The 16,934-nt window shown below is 71.4% G+C and carries 16 protein-coding genes; 7 read left to right on the forward strand and 9 right to left on the reverse strand.

Going from position 1 to position 16,934, the window contains the following annotated elements:
* Positions 1-2: 2 nt before the first annotated feature.
* Positions 3-677, forward strand: a complete 675-nt coding sequence (locus AB0937_RS20710; RefSeq protein WP_344454500.1) for a lysophospholipid acyltransferase family protein — start codon at positions 3-5, stop codon at positions 675-677.
* Positions 678-920: 243 nt separating this feature from the next.
* Here AB0937_RS20710 and AB0937_RS20715 read toward each other — a convergent pair whose 3' ends face one another.
* From AB0937_RS20715 to argH, 4 genes are all read right to left on the reverse strand, one after another.
* Entirely contained in the window at positions 921-2,456 is a 1,536-nt protein-coding gene (locus AB0937_RS20715; protein WP_366713545.1) for an MFS transporter, read from the reverse strand.
* Positions 2,453-3,004, reverse strand: a complete 552-nt coding sequence (locus AB0937_RS20720; protein ID WP_366713547.1) for a helix-turn-helix domain-containing protein — start codon at positions 3,002-3,004, stop codon at positions 2,453-2,455. Before AB0937_RS20720 ends, AB0937_RS20715 begins: the two co-directional genes overlap by 4 nt.
* Before the next feature lie 89 nt (positions 3,005-3,093).
* On the reverse strand, positions 3,094-4,065 hold the full coding sequence (locus tag AB0937_RS20725; RefSeq protein WP_366713549.1) for an aldo/keto reductase: 972 nt from the start codon (positions 4,063-4,065) through the stop codon (positions 3,094-3,096).
* Positions 4,066-4,209: 144 nt separating this feature from the next.
* Positions 4,210-5,643 (reverse strand): argininosuccinate lyase, encoded by a 1,434-nt coding sequence (gene argH / locus AB0937_RS20730; RefSeq protein WP_366713551.1) that lies wholly within the window; start codon positions 5,641-5,643, stop codon positions 4,210-4,212.
* Between the two features lie 228 nt (positions 5,644-5,871).
* Here argH and AB0937_RS20735 point away from each other — a divergent pair, with 228 nt between their 5' ends.
* From AB0937_RS20735 to AB0937_RS20760, 6 genes are all read left to right on the forward strand, one after another.
* Entirely contained in the window at positions 5,872-6,732 is an 861-nt protein-coding gene (locus AB0937_RS20735; protein ID WP_366713552.1) for a hypothetical protein, read from the forward strand.
* Between the two features lie 140 nt (positions 6,733-6,872).
* The gene (locus tag AB0937_RS20740; RefSeq protein WP_366713554.1) at positions 6,873-7,460 is read left to right on the forward strand and encodes a pyridoxamine 5'-phosphate oxidase family protein; all 588 of its coding nucleotides are present in this window, start codon (positions 6,873-6,875) and stop codon (positions 7,458-7,460) included.
* A 3-nt stretch (positions 7,461-7,463) separates the two neighbouring features.
* Complete coding sequence (locus tag AB0937_RS20745; RefSeq protein ID WP_366713556.1) at positions 7,464-8,162, forward strand: L,D-transpeptidase family protein; 699 nt, start codon at positions 7,464-7,466, stop codon at positions 8,160-8,162.
* 127 nt (positions 8,163-8,289) lie between these two features.
* Complete coding sequence (locus AB0937_RS20750) at positions 8,290-9,672, forward strand: ferredoxin reductase family protein (protein ID WP_366713558.1); 1,383 nt, start codon at positions 8,290-8,292, stop codon at positions 9,670-9,672.
* A 40-nt stretch (positions 9,673-9,712) separates the two neighbouring features.
* The gene (locus AB0937_RS20755; protein ID WP_366713559.1) at positions 9,713-10,768 is read left to right on the forward strand and encodes an FMN-binding protein; all 1,056 of its coding nucleotides are present in this window, start codon (positions 9,713-9,715) and stop codon (positions 10,766-10,768) included.
* Complete coding sequence (locus tag AB0937_RS20760) at positions 10,761-11,564, forward strand: FAD:protein FMN transferase (protein ID WP_366713560.1); 804 nt, start codon at positions 10,761-10,763, stop codon at positions 11,562-11,564. Before AB0937_RS20755 ends, AB0937_RS20760 begins: the two co-directional genes overlap by 8 nt.
* A 204-nt stretch (positions 11,565-11,768) precedes the next feature.
* On the opposite strand, the gene AB0937_RS20765 is transcribed toward AB0937_RS20760, so the two are convergent.
* Genes AB0937_RS20765 through argC form a run of 5 tightly spaced genes read right to left on the reverse strand, consistent with a single transcriptional unit; the run spans position 11,769 to position 16,602 of the window.
* Positions 11,769-12,314 (reverse strand): arginine repressor, encoded by a 546-nt coding sequence (locus AB0937_RS20765; RefSeq protein WP_033311957.1) that lies wholly within the window; start codon positions 12,312-12,314, stop codon positions 11,769-11,771.
* 7 nt (positions 12,315-12,321) lie between these two features.
* Positions 12,322-13,521: an acetylornithine transaminase gene (locus AB0937_RS20770; RefSeq protein WP_366713561.1), complete on the reverse strand. Its 1,200-nt coding sequence runs from the start codon at positions 13,519-13,521 to the stop codon at positions 12,322-12,324.
* Positions 13,518-14,429 (reverse strand): acetylglutamate kinase, encoded by a 912-nt coding sequence (gene argB, locus AB0937_RS20775; protein ID WP_366713563.1) that lies wholly within the window; start codon positions 14,427-14,429, stop codon positions 13,518-13,520. Before argB ends, AB0937_RS20770 begins: the two co-directional genes overlap by 4 nt.
* Positions 14,426-15,577, reverse strand: coding sequence for a bifunctional glutamate N-acetyltransferase/amino-acid acetyltransferase ArgJ (gene argJ, locus AB0937_RS20780; RefSeq protein ID WP_366713564.1), 1,152 nt, complete (start codon positions 15,575-15,577; stop codon positions 14,426-14,428). Before argJ ends, argB begins: the two co-directional genes overlap by 4 nt.
* Entirely contained in the window at positions 15,574-16,602 is a 1,029-nt protein-coding gene (gene argC / locus AB0937_RS20785) for an N-acetyl-gamma-glutamyl-phosphate reductase (protein WP_366713565.1), read from the reverse strand. Before argC ends, argJ begins: the two co-directional genes overlap by 4 nt.
* Between the last annotated feature and the right edge of the window lie 332 nt (positions 16,603-16,934).

Below are 16,934 nucleotides of genomic sequence, written 5' to 3' on the forward strand. Positions count from 1 at the left end.
CGTTGTCCCGCTTCGTGCTCATCAAGGCAGTGCTCGGCCCGATCATGCGCCTGATGTTCCGCCCTCAGGTGGAGGGTGCGGAGCACATTCCCGGCGACGGCCCGGTCATCCTGGCCGGCAACCACCTGACGTTCATCGACTCGATGATCCTGCCGCTGGTCTGCGACCGTCAGGTCGTCTTCATCGGCAAGGACGAGTACGTGACCGGCAAGGGCCTCAAGGGCCGGCTGATGGCCTGGTTCTTCACCGGCGTCGGCATGATCCCGGTGGACCGGGACGGTGGCCGGGGCGGTGTCGCCGCGCTGATGACCGGGCGGCGCGTGCTGGAGGAAGGCCGCATGTTCGGCATCTACCCGGAGGGGACGCGGTCGCCCGACGGCCGTCTGTACCGAGGGCGGACGGGGATCGCCCGGCTGACCCTGATGACGGGGGCGCCGGTGGTGCCGTTCGCCATGATCGGTACGGACAAGCTTCAGCCGGGTGGGGCGGGGCTGCCCCGTCCGGGGAAGGTCACGGTGCGGTTCGGCGAGGCCATGGAGTTCTCCCGGTACGAGGGGATGGACCGGGACCGCTATGTGCTGCGGGCCGTGACGGACTCGGTGATGGCCGAGGTGATGCGGCTGTCGGGGCAGGAGTACGTGGACATGTACGCGAGCAAGGCGAAGGAAGCGGCGTAGGTTTCTCGGGGCGCGGGTGGGCTCGGGGTGCCGGGTCCGTGAGCGGCTGCGGGTTGTGGGGGCGCTGGTCGTGCAGTTCCCCGCGGCCCTTCGGGCATCGCTCCCAGGGCGTGGTGGGGTGGAATCCCGTGCCCGTTTCGCGAAAATCCCCGCCCCCCCTTCAGGGCGTGACCTTCAGGGCGTCGCCGTGTGCGGGCCCGTGCCGGTTCTTGCGCGGTTCCCCGCGCCCCTGAGGGCATTGCCTCACGGGTGCTTCGTTGCGCCGTCTTCCAGTTTCTGGCCCCGCAGCAGGAACCAGGCCGCCACCGCCGCGGCCAGCAGGACGGCCGCGCCGACGCCCGCCGCGAGCGCAAGGCCGTCGACGAAGGACGCGCGGGCCGCGTCCAGCATCGTCCCCGCGCTGTGAGCCGGCATGTGCGCCGCCGCCTCGACCGCGCCGCCCAGCGATTCGTGGGCCGCGGCCGGTGTGCCCGCCGGGCCGGTGAAGTCGCGGTAGACGCCGGTGACGATGGAGCCCAGCGCGGCGATACCGAGTGCGGCACCGAGCTCGTACGCCGTCTCGGACACGGCGGACGCGGAGCCCGCGTGCTCCTTGGGCACGCTGGAGAGGATCACGTCGGCGGTCACGGTGAACGAGAAGCCGGCCCCGACGCCGACCACCAGCAGTGCCGCCCCGAGCAGCGGGTAGCCGGTGGACTGGCCGAGCATCGTGAGCACGGCCAGCGCGACGCCGATCGCCGCGAGACCCCCGCAGACCACGGCCCGCACCGAGAAGCGCCGGGCCGCACGCCCCGCGACCAGTCCGGCCGCCACCGCACCGACGGCCGCGGGCAGTTCGGCGAGCCCGGCCTCGAACGGCCGCCTTCCCTGGACGAGTTGCAGGTACTGGGACAGGAAGAACACCAGTCCGGACAGGCCGAGGATGGTCAGCAGATCGGCCAGCACCGCCCCGCTGAAGCCGCGGTGCCGGAACAGCCGCATGTCCAGCAGCGGGGCCGGCAGCCTGAGCTGACGGCGTACGAATCCGTACAGGGCGGCCGCGCCCAGCAGGCCGGCCGCCAGGGTGCTCCATCCGAAGCCGTGGGTGGCGGCCTCCTTGATCGCGTACACGACGCCGATCATGCCGACCAGCGACAGGACGACGCTGACCAGGTCCCAGGGGCCGGGGTCGGCGGTGCGCGACTCGGGCAGCAGCTTGATGCCGACGAGGACGAGGACGGCCATCACGGGCAGGTTGATCAGGAAGACCGAGCCCCACCAGAAGTGCTCCAGCAGGAACCCGCCGACGATCGGTCCGACCGCCGTACCGGCGGAGGCGGTGGCGCCCCAGATGCCGACGGCCAGACTGCGTTCGCGCGGGTCGTGGAAGAGGTTGCGGATCAGGGCGAGCGTCGCCGGCATGAGGGTCGCTCCGGCGACGCCGAGCAGCGCCCGTGCGGCGATCAGCATCTCGGGCGTGGTGGCGTAGGCGTTGACGACGGATATCGCGCCGAACGCCGTGGCCCCGACCAGCAGGATCCGCTTGCGGCCGATCCGGTCGCCGAGGCTGCCCATGGACACGAGGAGACCGGCGATGACGAACGAGTAGACGTCGCCGATCCACAGCAGCTGGGTGCCGGAGGGCTTGAGGTCCTCGCTGATGTAGGGGGTCGCGAGACCGAGGACGGTCGCGTCGACGGCCACCAGCAGCACGGCGAGCACGAGGACGCCGAGCGCGAGCCAGCGGCCCGGGCGCTTCACCGCCTCGGTCGTCTCCGCCGCCTGCAGGGTGCTGGTCATGATTCCTCTCTTCTGAGTGCGCCGCCGAGCAGCAGCTCGACGATCATGTGCTGGAAGTCCTTGGGTGCGCCCTTGCCGCTGTGCACCATCCAGGCGCCGGAGGCCATGAGGCCGTAGAGCGCCTCGGTGAGCCAGGCGGGTGTGAGGTCGATGCGGAATTCGCCGCCGAGCTGGCCGCGGCGGAACAGGGCGGAGATCCGGTCGTCGATCGTGGCCCAGCCCGCGTTCTGCTCCTCGCCCTCGAACAGCTGGTTCTCCGTATAGAGGAACGCGAGCAGTCCGGCGGCGGGCTCCATGGCCCCGACCAGTCGGCGTACCGCCTCGCTCGCCGTGCCCTCGTCGAGCCGGGCCGCGTCCAGCGCCGCCTCGCACTCCGCGATGCCGAGTGCCTCCAGTGCCAGGACGAGGGCGTCACGTCCGGCGAAGTGACGGTGCAGCGTGGCCCGGCTGATTCCGGCGGCCTTGGCGACCTCGTCCATGGTCGCGGTGGATTTGCGGGTCAGCAGGGCGGCGGCGGCGCGCAGCACGTGCTCAGGATCGACAGCCATGAGACAAGCCTAATCCATATGAGACAGGATTGTCTCACTCGGGGCATGCGTGACTCACCACTGTCGTGGTGGTGCAGGTGACGGTGTGATCAGTGCCAGGGCAGCTGCGCGCGCCGCTGCCAGTACGCCTGCGGCTCCTCCACCAGCGTGGCGAGGCGGGTCAGTTGGTCGTCGTCGAGGTCGACGACCGCCGCGTGCAGGTTCGAGGCGAGCTGGCCGGTGGTGGCGGCACCGGAGAGGACGACACCGGCCCAGGGCTGCCGCAGGACCAGGGCCAGGGCGACCGCGTCGCAGCCCAGCCCGGTCTGCTCGGCGATCTCCCGCAGGACGACCGGGGCGTGCGGCCCGGCGAGCCGGCCGTTGGCCATGCCCTCCTTGACGATCACGGTGAGCCCGGCGTCGTGGGCCTCGGCGAGCGCGGGGGCGGCGGAGGTCTCCAGGGCGTTGTACGTGGACTGCACGGTACGGAACAGGGGTTCGCCGTCGACCGTCACGGCGAGGGCGGCGCGGATCGCGTCGGCCTGGGCGGGGCCGCTGGTGGAGAACCCGACGGTGAGACCCCGCGCGGCTGCCTCCGCGAGCTTCGCGTGCAGCTCCTTGTCGGTGAGGGCCGGACTGTCCGGGGTCACCGAGTGGATCTGGTAGAGGTCGAGCCGGTCGCCGAGCAGGGCGTCGCTCTCGGCGCGCTGGCGTTCGTAGGTGGCGAGGCCGTGGTCCTTGACCTCGTGCTCCTCGGCGTCGGTGGACCAGTCGGCGGTGTAGGTGTAACCCCACTTGCTGCCCACGACGATGTCGTCGAGGCCGGGCCGGTCCTTCAGCCAGCCGGCGAGGAACTCCTCGGAGCGGCCGTAGGAGCGGGCCGCGTCGAAGTAGCGGACGCCCTGGGCGTAGGCGGCGTCGAGGAGTTCGTGCGTGCGGGTGCGGAGCGTCTCGACGCTGCGGTCCTCTCCGAGGTCTTCGTCCCGGCCGAGGTTGATGTAGCCGGGGCGTCCTACGGCGGCGAGGCCCAGTCCGATGTGACAGGTGGGGGTCGTGGCGTTTGCGAGACGGGCGAAGGGCATCGCTGGCTCCGTTCGGTCGGCGGCTGACGACCAACGTAACCCGCGATGACCTTCGCCCCTGAGCTCGGCCGTTGCGGTGTTTCGGCGGGTGCGGTCGCCTGCGCTCGCTCGCGCAGTTCCCCGCGCCCCTGAGGGCGATCCCCCTCAGGCCTGCTTCTTGGCCACGGCCCACTCGTGCTGGGCCGCCACGTCCGCCTTCACCTCCGCCAGCTGGACGGCGACCGCGCTGGGGGCCGTGCCGCCCCTGCCGTTGCGGGAGGCCAGGGCGCCGGGGACGTTGAGGACCGTGCGGACCTCGGGGGTGAGGTGGGCGGAGATCTTCGCGAACTGGTCGTCGGTCAGCTCGTCCAGCTCCTTGCCCTCGGCCTCGGCGACCTTCACGCACTCGCCCGCCACCTCGTGGGCCACACGGAACGGCACGCCCTGCTTCACCAGCCACTCGGCGATGTCCGTGGCGAGGGAGAAGCCGGCCGGGGCCAGTTCCTCCATGCGCTCGCGGTGGACGGTGAGGGTGGCCATCATGCCGGTGAAGGCAGGCAGCAGGACCTCCAGCTGGTCGATGGAGTCGAAGACCGGCTCCTTGTCCTCCTGGAGGTCGCGGTTGTACGCGAGCGGGAGGGCCTTGAGCGTGGCCATCAGACCCGTGAGGTTGCCGATCAGGCGACCCGACTTGCCCCGGGCCAGCTCGGCGATGTCCGGGTTCTTCTTCTGCGGCATGATCGACGAGCCCGTCGAGAACGCGTCATGGAGGGTCACGAAGGAGAACTCCTTCGTGTTCCAGATGATGACCTCCTCGGCGATCCGGGAGAGGTTGACGCCGATCATCGCCGTGATGAAGGCGAACTCGGCGACGAAGTCCCGGGAGGCCGTGCCGTCGATGGAGTTGCCGGCCGAGCCGTGTTCGAACCCGAGGTCCTTCGCCACCGCCTCCGGGTCCAGCCCGAGGGAGGAACCCGCCAGGGCGCCCGAGCCGTAGGGCGAGACCGCGGTCCGCGCGTCCCACTGGCGCAGCCGCTCCGCGTCCCGGGAGAGGGACTGGACGTGCGCCAGGACGTGGTGGGCGAAGAGGACGGGCTGGGCGTGCTGAAGGTGCGTGCGGCCGGGCATCGCCACGTCGGGGTGGGCCTCGGCCAGACCGATCAGCGCCTCCTGGAGCTCGGCGATCAGGCCGCCGACGATCCGGGCGTGGTCGCGCAGGTACATGCGGAACAGGGTCGCGACCTGGTCGTTGCGGGAGCGGCCCGCGCGCAGCTTGCCGCCGAGGTCGGGGCCGAGGCGCTCCAGGAGGCCGCGCTCCAGGGCGGTGTGCACGTCCTCGTCGGCGATCGTGCCCACGAAGGAGCCGTCGGCGACGTCCGCCTCCAGCTGGTCGAGACCGGCGATCATGCGGGTCAGCTCGTCCTCCGTGAGCAGGCCCGCCTTGTGCAGCACGCGCGCGTGGGCACGCGAACCGGCGATGTCGTACGGCGCGAGCCGCCAGTCGAAGTGGACGGACGCGGACAGCTTCGCCAGGGCCTCGGCGGGACCGTCGGCGAACCGGCCGCCCCAGAGCCGGACGTCACCGCTGTTGCTGCTCACCTGCTGCGCTCCTCAAGGGGTGGTGGAAGTACCTCACCGTCATGCATGAGTATGCAGACCGCTGCATGATTCGTCAATCCAGCAGGGCCGAGGGGCTGTTTCCGGTCACGTGAGAGGAATTTAAAGATCCTTTGAACGGAGGAAACCGCTTACCCGTACCTCTCGCCGAACGCAGGCGCCGCGTTACGAAACCCGACGACACCCCCAACCCCCTAGTGAGGCATCCGCATGTCCAGGGCTCTTCCGAAGTACAACAAGCGTCGCGTCACGCTCATCGGCGGCGCCGCCGCGGTGGCGCTGTCCGGCACGGTGATCGCCGGCTTCGCCCTCGCCGGGGAGACGCCCGACAGCGGCGCCAAGAACGCCCGGACGCTGGCCGGGCCCGGCACGATCACCTGCCCGGACGTCCGCAGCAAGCTCCCGGCCGTCCCCGCGTCCGCCAAGGCCGAGGTCGACCGCAACCTCACCCTGCTCAACACGCAGATCCAGGAAGCCAACAAGCGCCTGGCCGACACCGTCGGCCAGGGCGGCCCCAACTTCGTCCAGAACGCCATCCTCGGCCCCCTCAAGGACAAGCGCGTCTCGACCGTCAACCGCATCGCCACCGCCATCGGACGCACCGCCGCCAAGCCCCAGGGCCTGGACTCCCTGGCCGCCTGCACGCTGAACGGCGCGGGCACCAACGCGGGCGGCGGCGCGGCCGGCAAGCCGCAGGCGGGCGGCAACGCAGGGAACGCGGGCAACACCGGCAATGCAGGGAACGCCGGTAACGCAGGCAATGCGGGCAACGCCGGCGCCGGCACGATCACCTGCCCGGACGTCCGCAGCAAGCTCCCGGCCGTCCCCGCGTCCGCCAAGGCCGAGGTCGACCGCAACCTCACCCTGCTCAACACGCAGATCCAGGAAGCCAACAAGCGCCTGGCCGACACCGTCGGCCAGGGCGGCCCCAACTTCGTCCAGAACGCCATCCTCGGCCCCCTCAAGGACAAGCGCGTCTCGACCGTCAACCGCATCGCCACCGCCATCGGACGCACCGCCGCCAAGCCCCAGGGCCTGGACTCCCTGGCCGCCTGCACCCTCAACAAGTGAGGTGACAGGCACTGTGGCCGCCCCGTGGGAGCGCCGGCCGGGGCGGCCACGGACGACGCCTGCCGGCGGGGTCCGGCAGAGGTGACCGGACCCCGCAACTCCTTAGACACTCGAAACATTTACGGCCATAATCGTTCGTCGTGGGAAAGACTCATGAGCGCATAGACGGCCGGCTCCGCACGTTCATCGAGGGGCAGCCGGTCTTCTTCACCGCGACCGCGCCCCTGGCCGCCGACGGCACGGTCAACCTCTCCCCCAAGGGCCTCAAGGGCTCGTTCACGGTGCTGGACGAGCACACCGTGGCCTACCTCGACTTCGCCGGCTCCAACGCCGAGACCATCGCCCACCTGCGGGAGAACGGGCGGATCACGCTGATGTGGTGTGCCTTCCAGGGCCCGCCGAACATCGTGCGCGTGCACGGCAGGGGCGAGCCGGTCTTCCGTGACGACCCCCGCTTCGGTGAGCTGCTCGGGCACTTCCCCGACATCGACCCGGCACAGCACGGCCTGCGCGCCATCATCGTCGTCACCGCCGAACTCATCCGCGACACCTGCGGTTACGCGGTCCCCTTCATGACGTACGAGGAGGAGCGGGACCTGCACGGCAAGCGGTTCGCCCGGGAGGACGACGCGTCCCTCAGCGCGTACTTCAGCAAGAAGGAGCACATCGCCACCAGCCTGGACGGACTACCCGGGCTGCCGTTGCCGCTGCCGCCCTCTACGGTCTGAGGCATGCGCCCCGGTGCCGTCGCCCTCGCCGTCTCCTCCCTGATCGCGCTCGGCGCCGGGCCGCCCGCACCCCCGCCGCCGTTGCCCGCCCGGATGGCGCACACCGGCGGTGGCACCCAGCTCATCACCGCGGTGGCCCCAGAACGGGCCTCGACGACGGGGACCGTCACCTGGTGGGACCGCTCGGACGGGCGCTGGGTCAAGCGGGGTTCCGCGCCCGCGCGCTTCGGAGCGAACGGGCTCGTCGCGGGCGCCGGCCGCAAGCAGGGCACGAACACCACACCGACCGGCCTCTACGGGCTGCCGTACGCCTTCGGGATCAAGGCCGCGCCGCGCGGGACGGCGTACCCCTACCGCCGGGTGCACCAGGACTCCTGGTGGTGCCAGGACAACGACTCCCGCTCCTACAACCGCTGGAGCGAGCCGCGCGCGGCGGACTGCCAGGCCGCCGAGTCCGAGCACCTGATCGGCTATCCGGCGCAGTACGCGCACGCGCTCGTCGTCGGCTTCAACTACGAGCGGCCCGTCCGGGGGCGCGGCGCGGGCATCTTCCTCCACGTCAACGGGCGCGGGGCGACGGCCGGTTGCGTGTCGGTGCCCGACGAGGCGATGCGGCGGATCCTCGTCTGGGCCGACCCCGCACGGCGGCCGCACATCGCGGTGGGCACGCGCGGCGGGAGTACGTCCGTCACCCGCGTGTGACGGGGTGACGGACGTGTGAGTGTTACCAGCGGTCACTCCTGTTCGCGCCCGAGTCGGCGCGCGGCTGAACGCTCCCGTGCCCCGGCACGTATGTGTGGGCCAAGGGTCAAGTCCCCACGGAGGAACCGTGACCACCACGCTCGCAGGCGGACGTGCCGCCCGCCGCCAGACGATGCGCCGCATCCGCCCGCGCCGCTCACCCGCCGTCCCGCTGCTGATCGGCCTGTGGGCCGGTGCGGCGGCCGTGCTGTGGTTGTGGTGGGACAACACGCCGTCCCTCGCCGACAACACGAGCAAGATCCTGGCCGCGGGCCGGATCACCGGCCTGCTCGCCGGGTACCTCATGGCGCTCGTGGTGCTCCAGATGGCCCGGGTGCCCGCGCTGGAGCGCCGGGTGGGCACCGACCGGGTGGCGCGCTGGCACGCCATGACCGGCCGCTACACGCTCTGTCTGGTGCTGGCCCATGTCTTCCTCACCATGTGGGGCTACGCGCTCCAGGCGGGCAAGGGGCTCGGTGACGTCGTCCAGCAGACGGTGGACTCCGTCAACCAGCTGCCGGACATGGGCAAGGCCGCCATCGGCACGGGCCTGCTGTTCCTCATCGGGATCCTGTCGATCGGCGGGGTGCGGCGCCTGATCGGCTACGACACCTGGTACCACGTGCACCTGCTCACGTACGCGTCGGTGTACATGACGTTCTGGCACCAGATCACGACCGGCAACGAGTTCGCCGTCGAGCCGGCCGCGAAGACGTTCTGGTACGGGCTGTACGGCGTGGTGACCGCGCTGGTCGTCTGGTACCGGATCCTCACCCCGATCCGGCTGAACCTGCGTCACCGGATGCGGGTCGCGGCGATCATCGAGGAGACGCCGGGGATCGTGTCCGTGCTGATCAGCGGGCGCAAGCTGCACCGGATGGGCGCGGAGGCCGGGCACTTCTTCCGCTGGCGGTTCAAGGCACCGGGCATGCGCTTCAGTTCGCATCCGTACTCGCTGTCGGCGGCGCCGCGCCCCGACATGCTGCGGATCACGGTCAAGGCGATCGGTGACCACACCTCCCGGCTGCGCGACCTCGAGCCCGGCACCAAGGTGTGGGCCGAGGGCCCGTACGGCGCGATGACCGCGCAGCGGCGCAGCCGCGGCAAGGTCCTGCTGGTCGCGGGCGGTGTCGGCATCACCCCGATGCGGGCGCTGTTCGAGACGCTGCCGGGCGCGTCCGGCGACATCACCCTGCTCTACCGCGCCAACACCACCCAGGACCTGGCGCTGTGGGGCGAACTCGCCAAGATCGCGGACGAGCGCGGCGCCCGGCTGATGTACGCGGTCAACAGCCCGGAGGGAGAGCGCCCCGACATCTCGGCGGAGTCCCTCCAGCGCAAGATCCCGGACATCGGCGACCACGATGTCTTCATGTGCGGGCCTCCCGGCTTCGCGCAGTCGGTCTACGAGGCACTGCGCGGCGCGGGAGTACCCGCCCGCCGTATCCATCACGAGTCGTTCGAGATGTGAGCGACGGGACACCAACGGCCCTTCAGGAGTTTGGGAAACGATGAGGAAGTCTCACCCCGTCCGGCGTGCCGTGCTCGCCGGCGCAGCCACCGTCTCCGGGATCGTGCTGCTGCTGTCCCTGAAGCCGGCCTCCGACCCGGGGTCGGCGCAGGCGGCGGGGCAGGCTCCGCCCGCGGCGGCCGGGCAGGCACCGCAGGGCGGTGTGAACGGAGCGGTCACCGGTGACGCGGCGCAGACGCAGTACGGCGCCGTGCAGGTCCGCCTGACGATGAACAACGGCAAGATCACCCAGGCCGAGGCGGTCCAGGCACCCAAGGGCGGCCGCAGCGACCAGATCACGGCCAGCTCGGTGCCGCGGCTGAACCAGGCGGTGGTCGCGGCGCAGAGCGCGGAGATCGACGCGGTCTCCGGGGCGACGTACACCAGCGCCGGCTACAAGAAGTCCCTCCAGTCGGCCCTCGACAAGGCGAAGGCGTCGGGCGGGGCGCAGCAGGGGGCGGGCGGCGCGCAGACGCTGACCGGCGATGTCGCGCAGACGCAGTACGGGCCGGTGCAGGTGCGGGTGACCGTGGCCGGCGGGAAGATCACCAAGGCAGAGGCGGTCCAGGCCCCCAAGGGCGGCCGCAGCGACCAGATCACCTCCTCCTCCGTCCCCCGCCTCAACCAGGCGGCCGTGGCAGCCGGAAGCGCCGACATCGACGCCGTCTCCGGAGCCACCTACACCAGCGCCGGCTACAAGAAGTCCCTCCAGTCGGCCCTCGACAAGGCTCCGGCCGGGGGCGGCTCCTCGCAGGCCGCGGGCTCGGGAGGCGGCCAGGCCGCGACGCAGACCCTCACCGGCAGTGTGGCGCAGACGCAGTACGGCCCGGTGCAGGTGCGGGTGACCGTCGCAGGCGGGAAGATCACCAAGGCAGAGGCGGTCCAGGCCCCCAAGGGCGGCCGCAGCGACCAGATCACCTCCTCCTCCGTCCCCCGCCTCAACCAGGCGGCCGTGGCAGCCGGAAGCGCCGACATCGACGCCGTCTCCGGAGCCACCTACACCAGCGCCGGCTACAAGAAGTCCCTCCAGTCCGCGCTGGACCAGGCCGGTGGCTGACACGGTGGCCGACTCCGCACAGGCTCCCGCCGCGGTACGTCATGCCGAGGAGACGATGGGGACCGTCTTCTCCTTCGACGTCCGCGGCGGGGAACCGGCCGCCGTGCGTGCGGCCCTGGACGAGGCCGTGGCCGGGCTGCACCGGGTGGACGAGGTGTTCAGCACGTACCGCGAGGACAGTCAGATCTCGCGGCTGCAGCGCGGTGAGGTGAGCGTCGCGCAGTGCGATCCCGAGGTCGCCGAGGTGCTGGAACTGGCCGCGGAGGCGGAGCGGCTGAGTCACGGCTGGTTCAGCACGTCGTACCAGGGCCGCCTCGATCCGACCGGCATCGTGAAGGGCTGGGCGGTCGAGCGGGCGGCGCGGCGGCTGTCGGAGGTGCCCGGGGTGTGCGGGGTGAATCTGAACGGCGGCGGCGATGTGCAGCTGCTCGGCACACCGGGTGGGCAGCGGCCGTGGCGCGTGGGGGTGTCCGATCCGTTGCGGCCGGGTGGCCTGGCGGCGGTCGTATCGGCGGCCGGTGTGGCGGAGCTGTCCGTGGCCACGTCCGGTACGGCGGAGCGGGGGGATCACATCGCCGACCCCCGGACGGGGCGTTCCGCCGTGACGGACCTGGTCTCCGTGACGGTGGTGGGGCCCCGGCTGACGTGGGTCGACTGCTGGGCCACGGCGGCGTTCGCGATGGGGTCGCGGGAGGGTCTGGCGTGGCTGGAGTCGCTGCCGGAGGTGGAAGCGCTGCTGATCACGGCCGGGGACGAGGTGCGGTGTACGGGGGGCTTGGCCGCGAGGCTGGGGTGAGTTGCGGCCGGGGCCGGGTGGGTCCGCGGCCCGGCGGCGCGGGGTGCCGCTGCGCCCACCCGTGCCGCCCCTGGGGTCTGCCGTCCGGATCACGCCGCAGACGCGAGGACCGGCACGCATGCTCGCAGCAGGGAGGGACACCCCTCAGGGGCGCGGGGAACTGCGCGATCAGCCACAGTCCTCCCGCACCCGGACGACCACCACTCAGTGGCCGTTCTGGGCCAACCTCAGCAAATGGTCGGCCAGGGCCTGCCCACCCGTCGGCTCCCTGCTGATCAGCAGCAGCGTGTCGTCACCGGCGATCGTCCCCAGGATGTCGTGCAGCTCGGCCTGGTCGATCGCCGAGGCCAGGAACTGCGCCGCCCCCGGAGGCGTCCGCAGAACCACGAGGTTCGCCGAGGCCTCCGCGGAGATCAGCAGCTCCTGTGAGAGCCGCCGCATCCGCTCCTCCTTCGCCGACCCTCCCAGCGGTGCCCGGGGCGTGCGGAACCCGCCCTCGCTGGGCACCGCGTAGATCAGGTCGCCGTCGGCGTTGCGGATCTTCACCGCGTTCAGCTCGTCCAGGTCCCGGCTGAGCGTCGCCTGCGTGACGCTCAGCCCGTCGTCGGCGAGCAGCTTCGCCAGCTGGCTCTGCGACCGGACCGGCTGCCGGTTGAGGATGTCCACGATCCGGCGGTGGCGGGCGGTGCGGGTCTGCGGCACGGCGGGCCCGTTCGCCCCCGGCTGCTCGTGGTCCTGCGCCTGGCTCATCGTCGTCTCATTCCCCGGATCGTCCGTCCCCGCTGACTGCCTGGAGGATGCCGGGCAGCGCCCCGAGGAACGCATCCGCCTCGTCGTCGCGAAGATTCAGCGGCGGCATCAGCCGGACGACGTCGGGGGCGGGCACGTTCACCAGGAATCCGGCCTCCTGAGCCGCCTGCCGCACCTGGGGCGCGAGCGGCTCGGTGAGCACGATACCCAGGAGGAGTCCCCTCCCCCGGACGAAATCGATCAACGGATGGCCGAGGGCCTCGATTCCGTCCCGCAACTTCTCGCTCTGCCGCTTGACGTTCTCCAGCAGCCCCTCGTTCCCGATGGTGTCGAGGACCGCGAGCCCGGCGGCACAGGCCACGGGGTTACCGCCGAAGGTCGTGCCGTGCTGGCCGGGCTGGAGCAGGTCGGCGGCCCGCCCGAAGGCGACGGTGGCGCCGAGCGGCAGCCCGCCGCCGAGCTGCTTGGCGAGGGTGACGACGTCGGGCAGGACGCCCTCGTGCGCCTGGTACTCGAACCAGTGCCCGGTCCGGCCGATGCCGGTCTGCACCTCGTCGAGGACGAGGAGGGCCCCGGTCGCGGCCGTGATGGCCCGGGCGGCCTTGAGGTAGCCGGCGGGCGGGACGACCACGCCGAGCTCGCCCTGGATCGGTTCGAGGATGACGAGCGCGGTCTCCTCCGTCACCGCCGCGGCCAGGGCCTGCGCGTCTCCGAACGGCACGTGCGTGACGTCGCCGGGCAGCGGCAGGAACGGCTCGCGCTTGCCGACCTGGCCGGTGAGCGCCAGAGCGCCCATGGTCCGCCCGTGGAAGGCGCCCTCGGTGGCGACGACGTGGGTCCGGCCGGTCAGCCGGCCGATCTTGAAGGCGGCTTCGTTGGCCTCGGCGCCGGAGTTGCAGAAGAAGACCTTGCCGTCCCGGCCGAACAGGTTGAGCAGCCGTTCGGCGAGGGCGACGGTCGGCTCGGCCATGAAGAAGTTGGAGATGTGGCCGAGGGAGCCGATCTGCCGGGTGACGGCCTCGACGACCGCCGGGTGGGCGTGGCCGAGGGCGTTGGTGGCGATGCCGCCGACGAAGTCGAGGTACGCGTTGCCGTCGGCGTCCCACACCTTGGTGCCCTCGCCGCGTGCCAGGGGCAGCAGCGGGGTGCCGTAGTTGTTCATGAGCGCGCCCTGCCACCGCTCGGCGTACTCCTGGTGGGCGGTCATACGGCGTCCCCCTCCTGCTCGTCGGGCACGACCATCGTGCCGATGCCCTCGTCGGTGAAGATCTCCAGCAGGATCGAGTGCTGGACCCGGCCGTCGATGACGCGGGCGGTGGTGACGCCGTTGCGCACGGCGTGCAGGCAGCCCTCCATCTTCGGCACCATGCCGGACGACAGGTCCGGCAGCAGCCGCTCCAGTTCGGCGGCGGTGAGGCGGCTGATCACCTCGTCGCTGCGCGGCCAGTCCTCGTAGAGACCCTCGACGTCCGTGAGGACCATGAGGGTTTCGGCGTCCAGTGCAGCAGCGAGTGCCGCAGCAGCCGTATCAGCATTGACGTTGTAGACATGTCCGTCGTCCTGGGAGCGGGCGATCGACGAGACGACCGGGATGCGGCCGTCGGCGAGCAGGGCCTCGATGGCGCCCGTGTCGATCGCGGTGATCTCGCCCACGCGCCCGATGTCGACCAGCTCGCCGTCGATCTCGGGCTGGTGCTTGGTGGCGGTGATGGTGTGCGCGTCCTCGCCGGTCAGGCCGACCGCGAGGGGCCCGTGCTGGTTGAGCAGCCCGACCAGTTCGCGCTGGACCTGCCCGGCCAGCACCATCCGTACGACGTCCATGGCGTCCTCGGTGGTCACCCTGAGGCCGGCCTTGAACTCGCTGACGATGCCGTGCTGGTCGAGGGCCGCGCTGATCTGCGGGCCTCCGCCGTGCACGACGACGGGCTTGAGGCCGGCGTGGTGCAGGAACACCACGTCCTGGGCGAAGGCGGCCTTGAGGTCCTCGTCGATCATGGCGTTGCCGCCGAACTTGATGACGACCGTCTTGCCGTTGTGCCGGACCAGCCAGGGCAGGGCCTCGATGAGGATCTGCGCCTTGGGCAGCGCGGTGTGCTTGCGGGTCGGTGTGGTCATGAGCTGTAGGCGCTGTTCTCGTGGACGTAGTCGGCGGTGAGGTCGTTGGTCCAGATGGTGGCGGTCTCGGACCCGGCGGCGAGGTCGGCGACGATGTGCACCTCGCGGTAACGCATGTCGACCTTGTCGCGGTCCTCGCCGACCCCGCCGTTCTTGCAGACCCACACGCCGTTGATGGCGACGTTCAGCCGGTCGGGCTCGAAGGCGGCGGAGGTGGTGCCGATCGCGGAGAGCACCCGGCCCCAGTTGGGGTCCTCGCCGTGGATGGCGCACTTGAGGAGGTTGTTGCGGGCGATGGAGCGGCCCACCTCGACGGCGTCGTCCTCGGTCGCGGCGCCGACCACCTCGACCTTGATGTCCTTGCTGGCGCCCTCGGCGTCCCGGATGAGCTGCTGGCCGAGGTCGTCGCAGACCTGCCGTACGGCCTCGGCGAACTCCGCGTACTCCGGGGTGACCTCGGCCGATCCGGAGGCGAGCAGCAGCACGGTGTCGTTGGTGGACATGCAGCCGTCGGAGTCGACCCGGTCGAAGGTCGTGCGGGTGGCGGCGCGCAGGGCCTTGTCGAGGACGTCGTCGTCGAGGGCGGCGTCGGTGGTGAGGACGACGAGCATGGTGGCGAGGCCGGGGGCGAGCATGCCCGCGCCCTTGGCCATGCCGCCGACGGTCCAGCCGTCCCTGGTGACGACGGACGTCTTGTGGACGGTGTCGGTGGTCTTGATGGCGATGGCGGCCTTCTCACCGCCGTGCTCGGAGAGCTGGGCGGCGGCCGTCTCGATGCCCGGGAGCAGCTTGTCCATGGGGAGCAGGACGCCGATGAGGCCGGTGGAGCAGACGGCCACCTCGATGGCGCCCCGGCCGAGGACCTCGGCGGCCTTCTCGGCGGTCGCGTGGGTGTCCTGGAAGCCCTTGGGGCCCGTGCAGGCGTTGGCGCCACCGGAGTTGAGGACGACGGCGGACACCTGGCCGCTCTTCAGCACCTGCTCGGACCACAGGACCGGGGCGGCCTTGACGCGGTTGGAGGTGAAGACGCCCGCGGCGGCGCGGCGGGGGCCGGTGTTGACCACGAGGGCCAGGTCGGGGTTGCCGTTCTCCTTGATCCCGGCGGCGATGCCCGCCGCCGTGAATCCCTTTGCTGCCGTCACACTCACGGCGCAACTCCGATCGTCGTCAGTCCGGTGGTCTCGTCGAGACCCAGGGCGATGTTCATGCTCTGGACGGCACCGCCCGCGGTGCCCTTGGTGAGGTTGTCGATGGCGCTGATCACGATGATCCGTCCGGCGTCCGCGTCATACGCGACCTGCACCTGAACGGCGTTCGAGCCGTGGACGGACGCCGTGGCGGGCCACTGGCCCTCGGGGAGCAGATGCACGAACGGCTCGTCGGCGAAGGCCTTCTCGTAGGCGGCGCGCAGCGACTCGCCCGTGACGCCGTCGGCGGCCTTGGCGCTGCACGTGGCGAGGATGCCGCGCGGCATCGGCGCGAGGGTCGGGGTGAAGGAGACGGATACCGGCTGCCCGGCGGCCGCGCTGAGGTTCTGGGTGATCTCGGGGGTGTGCCGGTGCCCGCCGCCGACGCCGTACGGGGACATCGACCCCATGACCTCGCTGCCCAGCAGGTGCGGCTTGGGCGCCTTGCCCGCGCCGGACGTGCCGGACGCGGCGACGATCACGGCCTCGGGCTCCGCCAGGCCCGCCGCGTAGGCCGGGAAGAGGGCCAGCGAGACGGCGGTCGGGTAGCAACCGGGCACCGCGATGCGCGTGGACCCCGCAAGCCGCACGCGGGCGCCCGGCAGTTCGGGAAGGCCGTAGGGCCAGGTGCCTGCGTGCGGGGAGCCGTAGAACCGCTCCCAGGCGGCGGCGTCCGTCAGGCGGAAGTCGGCTCCCATGTCGACGACGAGCACGTCCGGGCCGAGCTGTTCGGCGACGGCGGCGGACTGCCCGTGCGGCAGCGCGAGGAAGACGACGTCGTGGCCGGCGAGCACGTCCGGGGTGGTCTCCTGGAGGACTCGGCCGGCCAGGGGCAGCAGGTGCGGCTGGAGCGCACCGAGCTTTTGTCCCGCGTTCGAGTTGCCGGTCAGGGCACCGATCTCGACCTCGGGGTGGGTCAGGAGCAGACGCAGCAGTTCCCCGCCCGCATACCCGCTCGCTCCGGCCACTGCCGCACGCACCGCCATGGAACCTCCTCCTTAGAGGGCATGACTATACGTTTCCTTGCACGTTTATGCAATCCCTTGCGGGGGCGGCGTGACCGTCCTCCTGTGACTGAGCGGCTGAGTTGGCCCTTTAGCGCCTGAGTTGGCCCCGCTGAGCGCTCTTGTTGGCCCACCAGATGGGGTGGACGCTGCTGACCTGGTCATTTCGGGGTCGGCCCGGGTGAAGCTCAGCTGCCGCGTGCTGGGAGGACAACGTTCCGTAGCTATGGCGCTGGAGCAGCACCGAAAGTGGACGGCCGTGACGTCGTCGGCCGCTGCGACAGAGGTGGGGTACTGCTGCGGAAACCGGGCCA

It is taken from the genome of Streptomyces sp. NPDC047880 (assembly GCF_040706515.1).
Classification (GTDB): Bacteria; Actinomycetota; Actinomycetes; order Streptomycetales; family Streptomycetaceae; genus Streptomyces.

What these genes read in the sequence shown, in the direction of transcription:
- AB0937_RS20715 (WP_366713545.1), bottom strand. Translation starts at nt 2,456, where the DNA reads ATGACCAGCACCCTGCAGGCGGCGGAGACGACCGAGGCGGTGAAGCGC.
- AB0937_RS20720 (WP_366713547.1), bottom strand. Translation starts at nt 3,004, where the DNA reads ATGGCTGTCGATCCTGAGCACGTGCTGCGCGCCGCCGCCGCCCTGCTG.
- AB0937_RS20725 (WP_366713549.1), bottom strand. Translation starts at nt 4,065, where the DNA reads ATGCCCTTCGCCCGTCTCGCAAACGCCACGACCCCCACCTGTCACATC.
- AB0937_RS20735 (WP_366713552.1), top strand. Translation starts at nt 5,872, where the DNA reads ATGTCCAGGGCTCTTCCGAAGTACAACAAGCGTCGCGTCACGCTCATC.
- AB0937_RS20745 (WP_366713556.1), top strand. Translation starts at nt 7,464, where the DNA reads ATGCGCCCCGGTGCCGTCGCCCTCGCCGTCTCCTCCCTGATCGCGCTC.
- AB0937_RS20755 (WP_366713559.1), top strand. Translation starts at nt 9,713, where the DNA reads ATGAGGAAGTCTCACCCCGTCCGGCGTGCCGTGCTCGCCGGCGCAGCC.
- AB0937_RS20765 (WP_033311957.1), bottom strand. Translation starts at nt 12,314, where the DNA reads ATGAGCCAGGCGCAGGACCACGAGCAGCCGGGGGCGAACGGGCCCGCC.
- AB0937_RS20770 (WP_366713561.1), bottom strand. Translation starts at nt 13,521, where the DNA reads ATGACCGCCCACCAGGAGTACGCCGAGCGGTGGCAGGGCGCGCTCATG.
- argB (WP_366713563.1), bottom strand. Translation starts at nt 14,429, where the DNA reads ATGACCACACCGACCCGCAAGCACACCGCGCTGCCCAAGGCGCAGATC.
- argC (WP_366713565.1), bottom strand. Translation starts at nt 16,602, where the DNA reads ATGGCGGTGCGTGCGGCAGTGGCCGGAGCGAGCGGGTATGCGGGCGGG.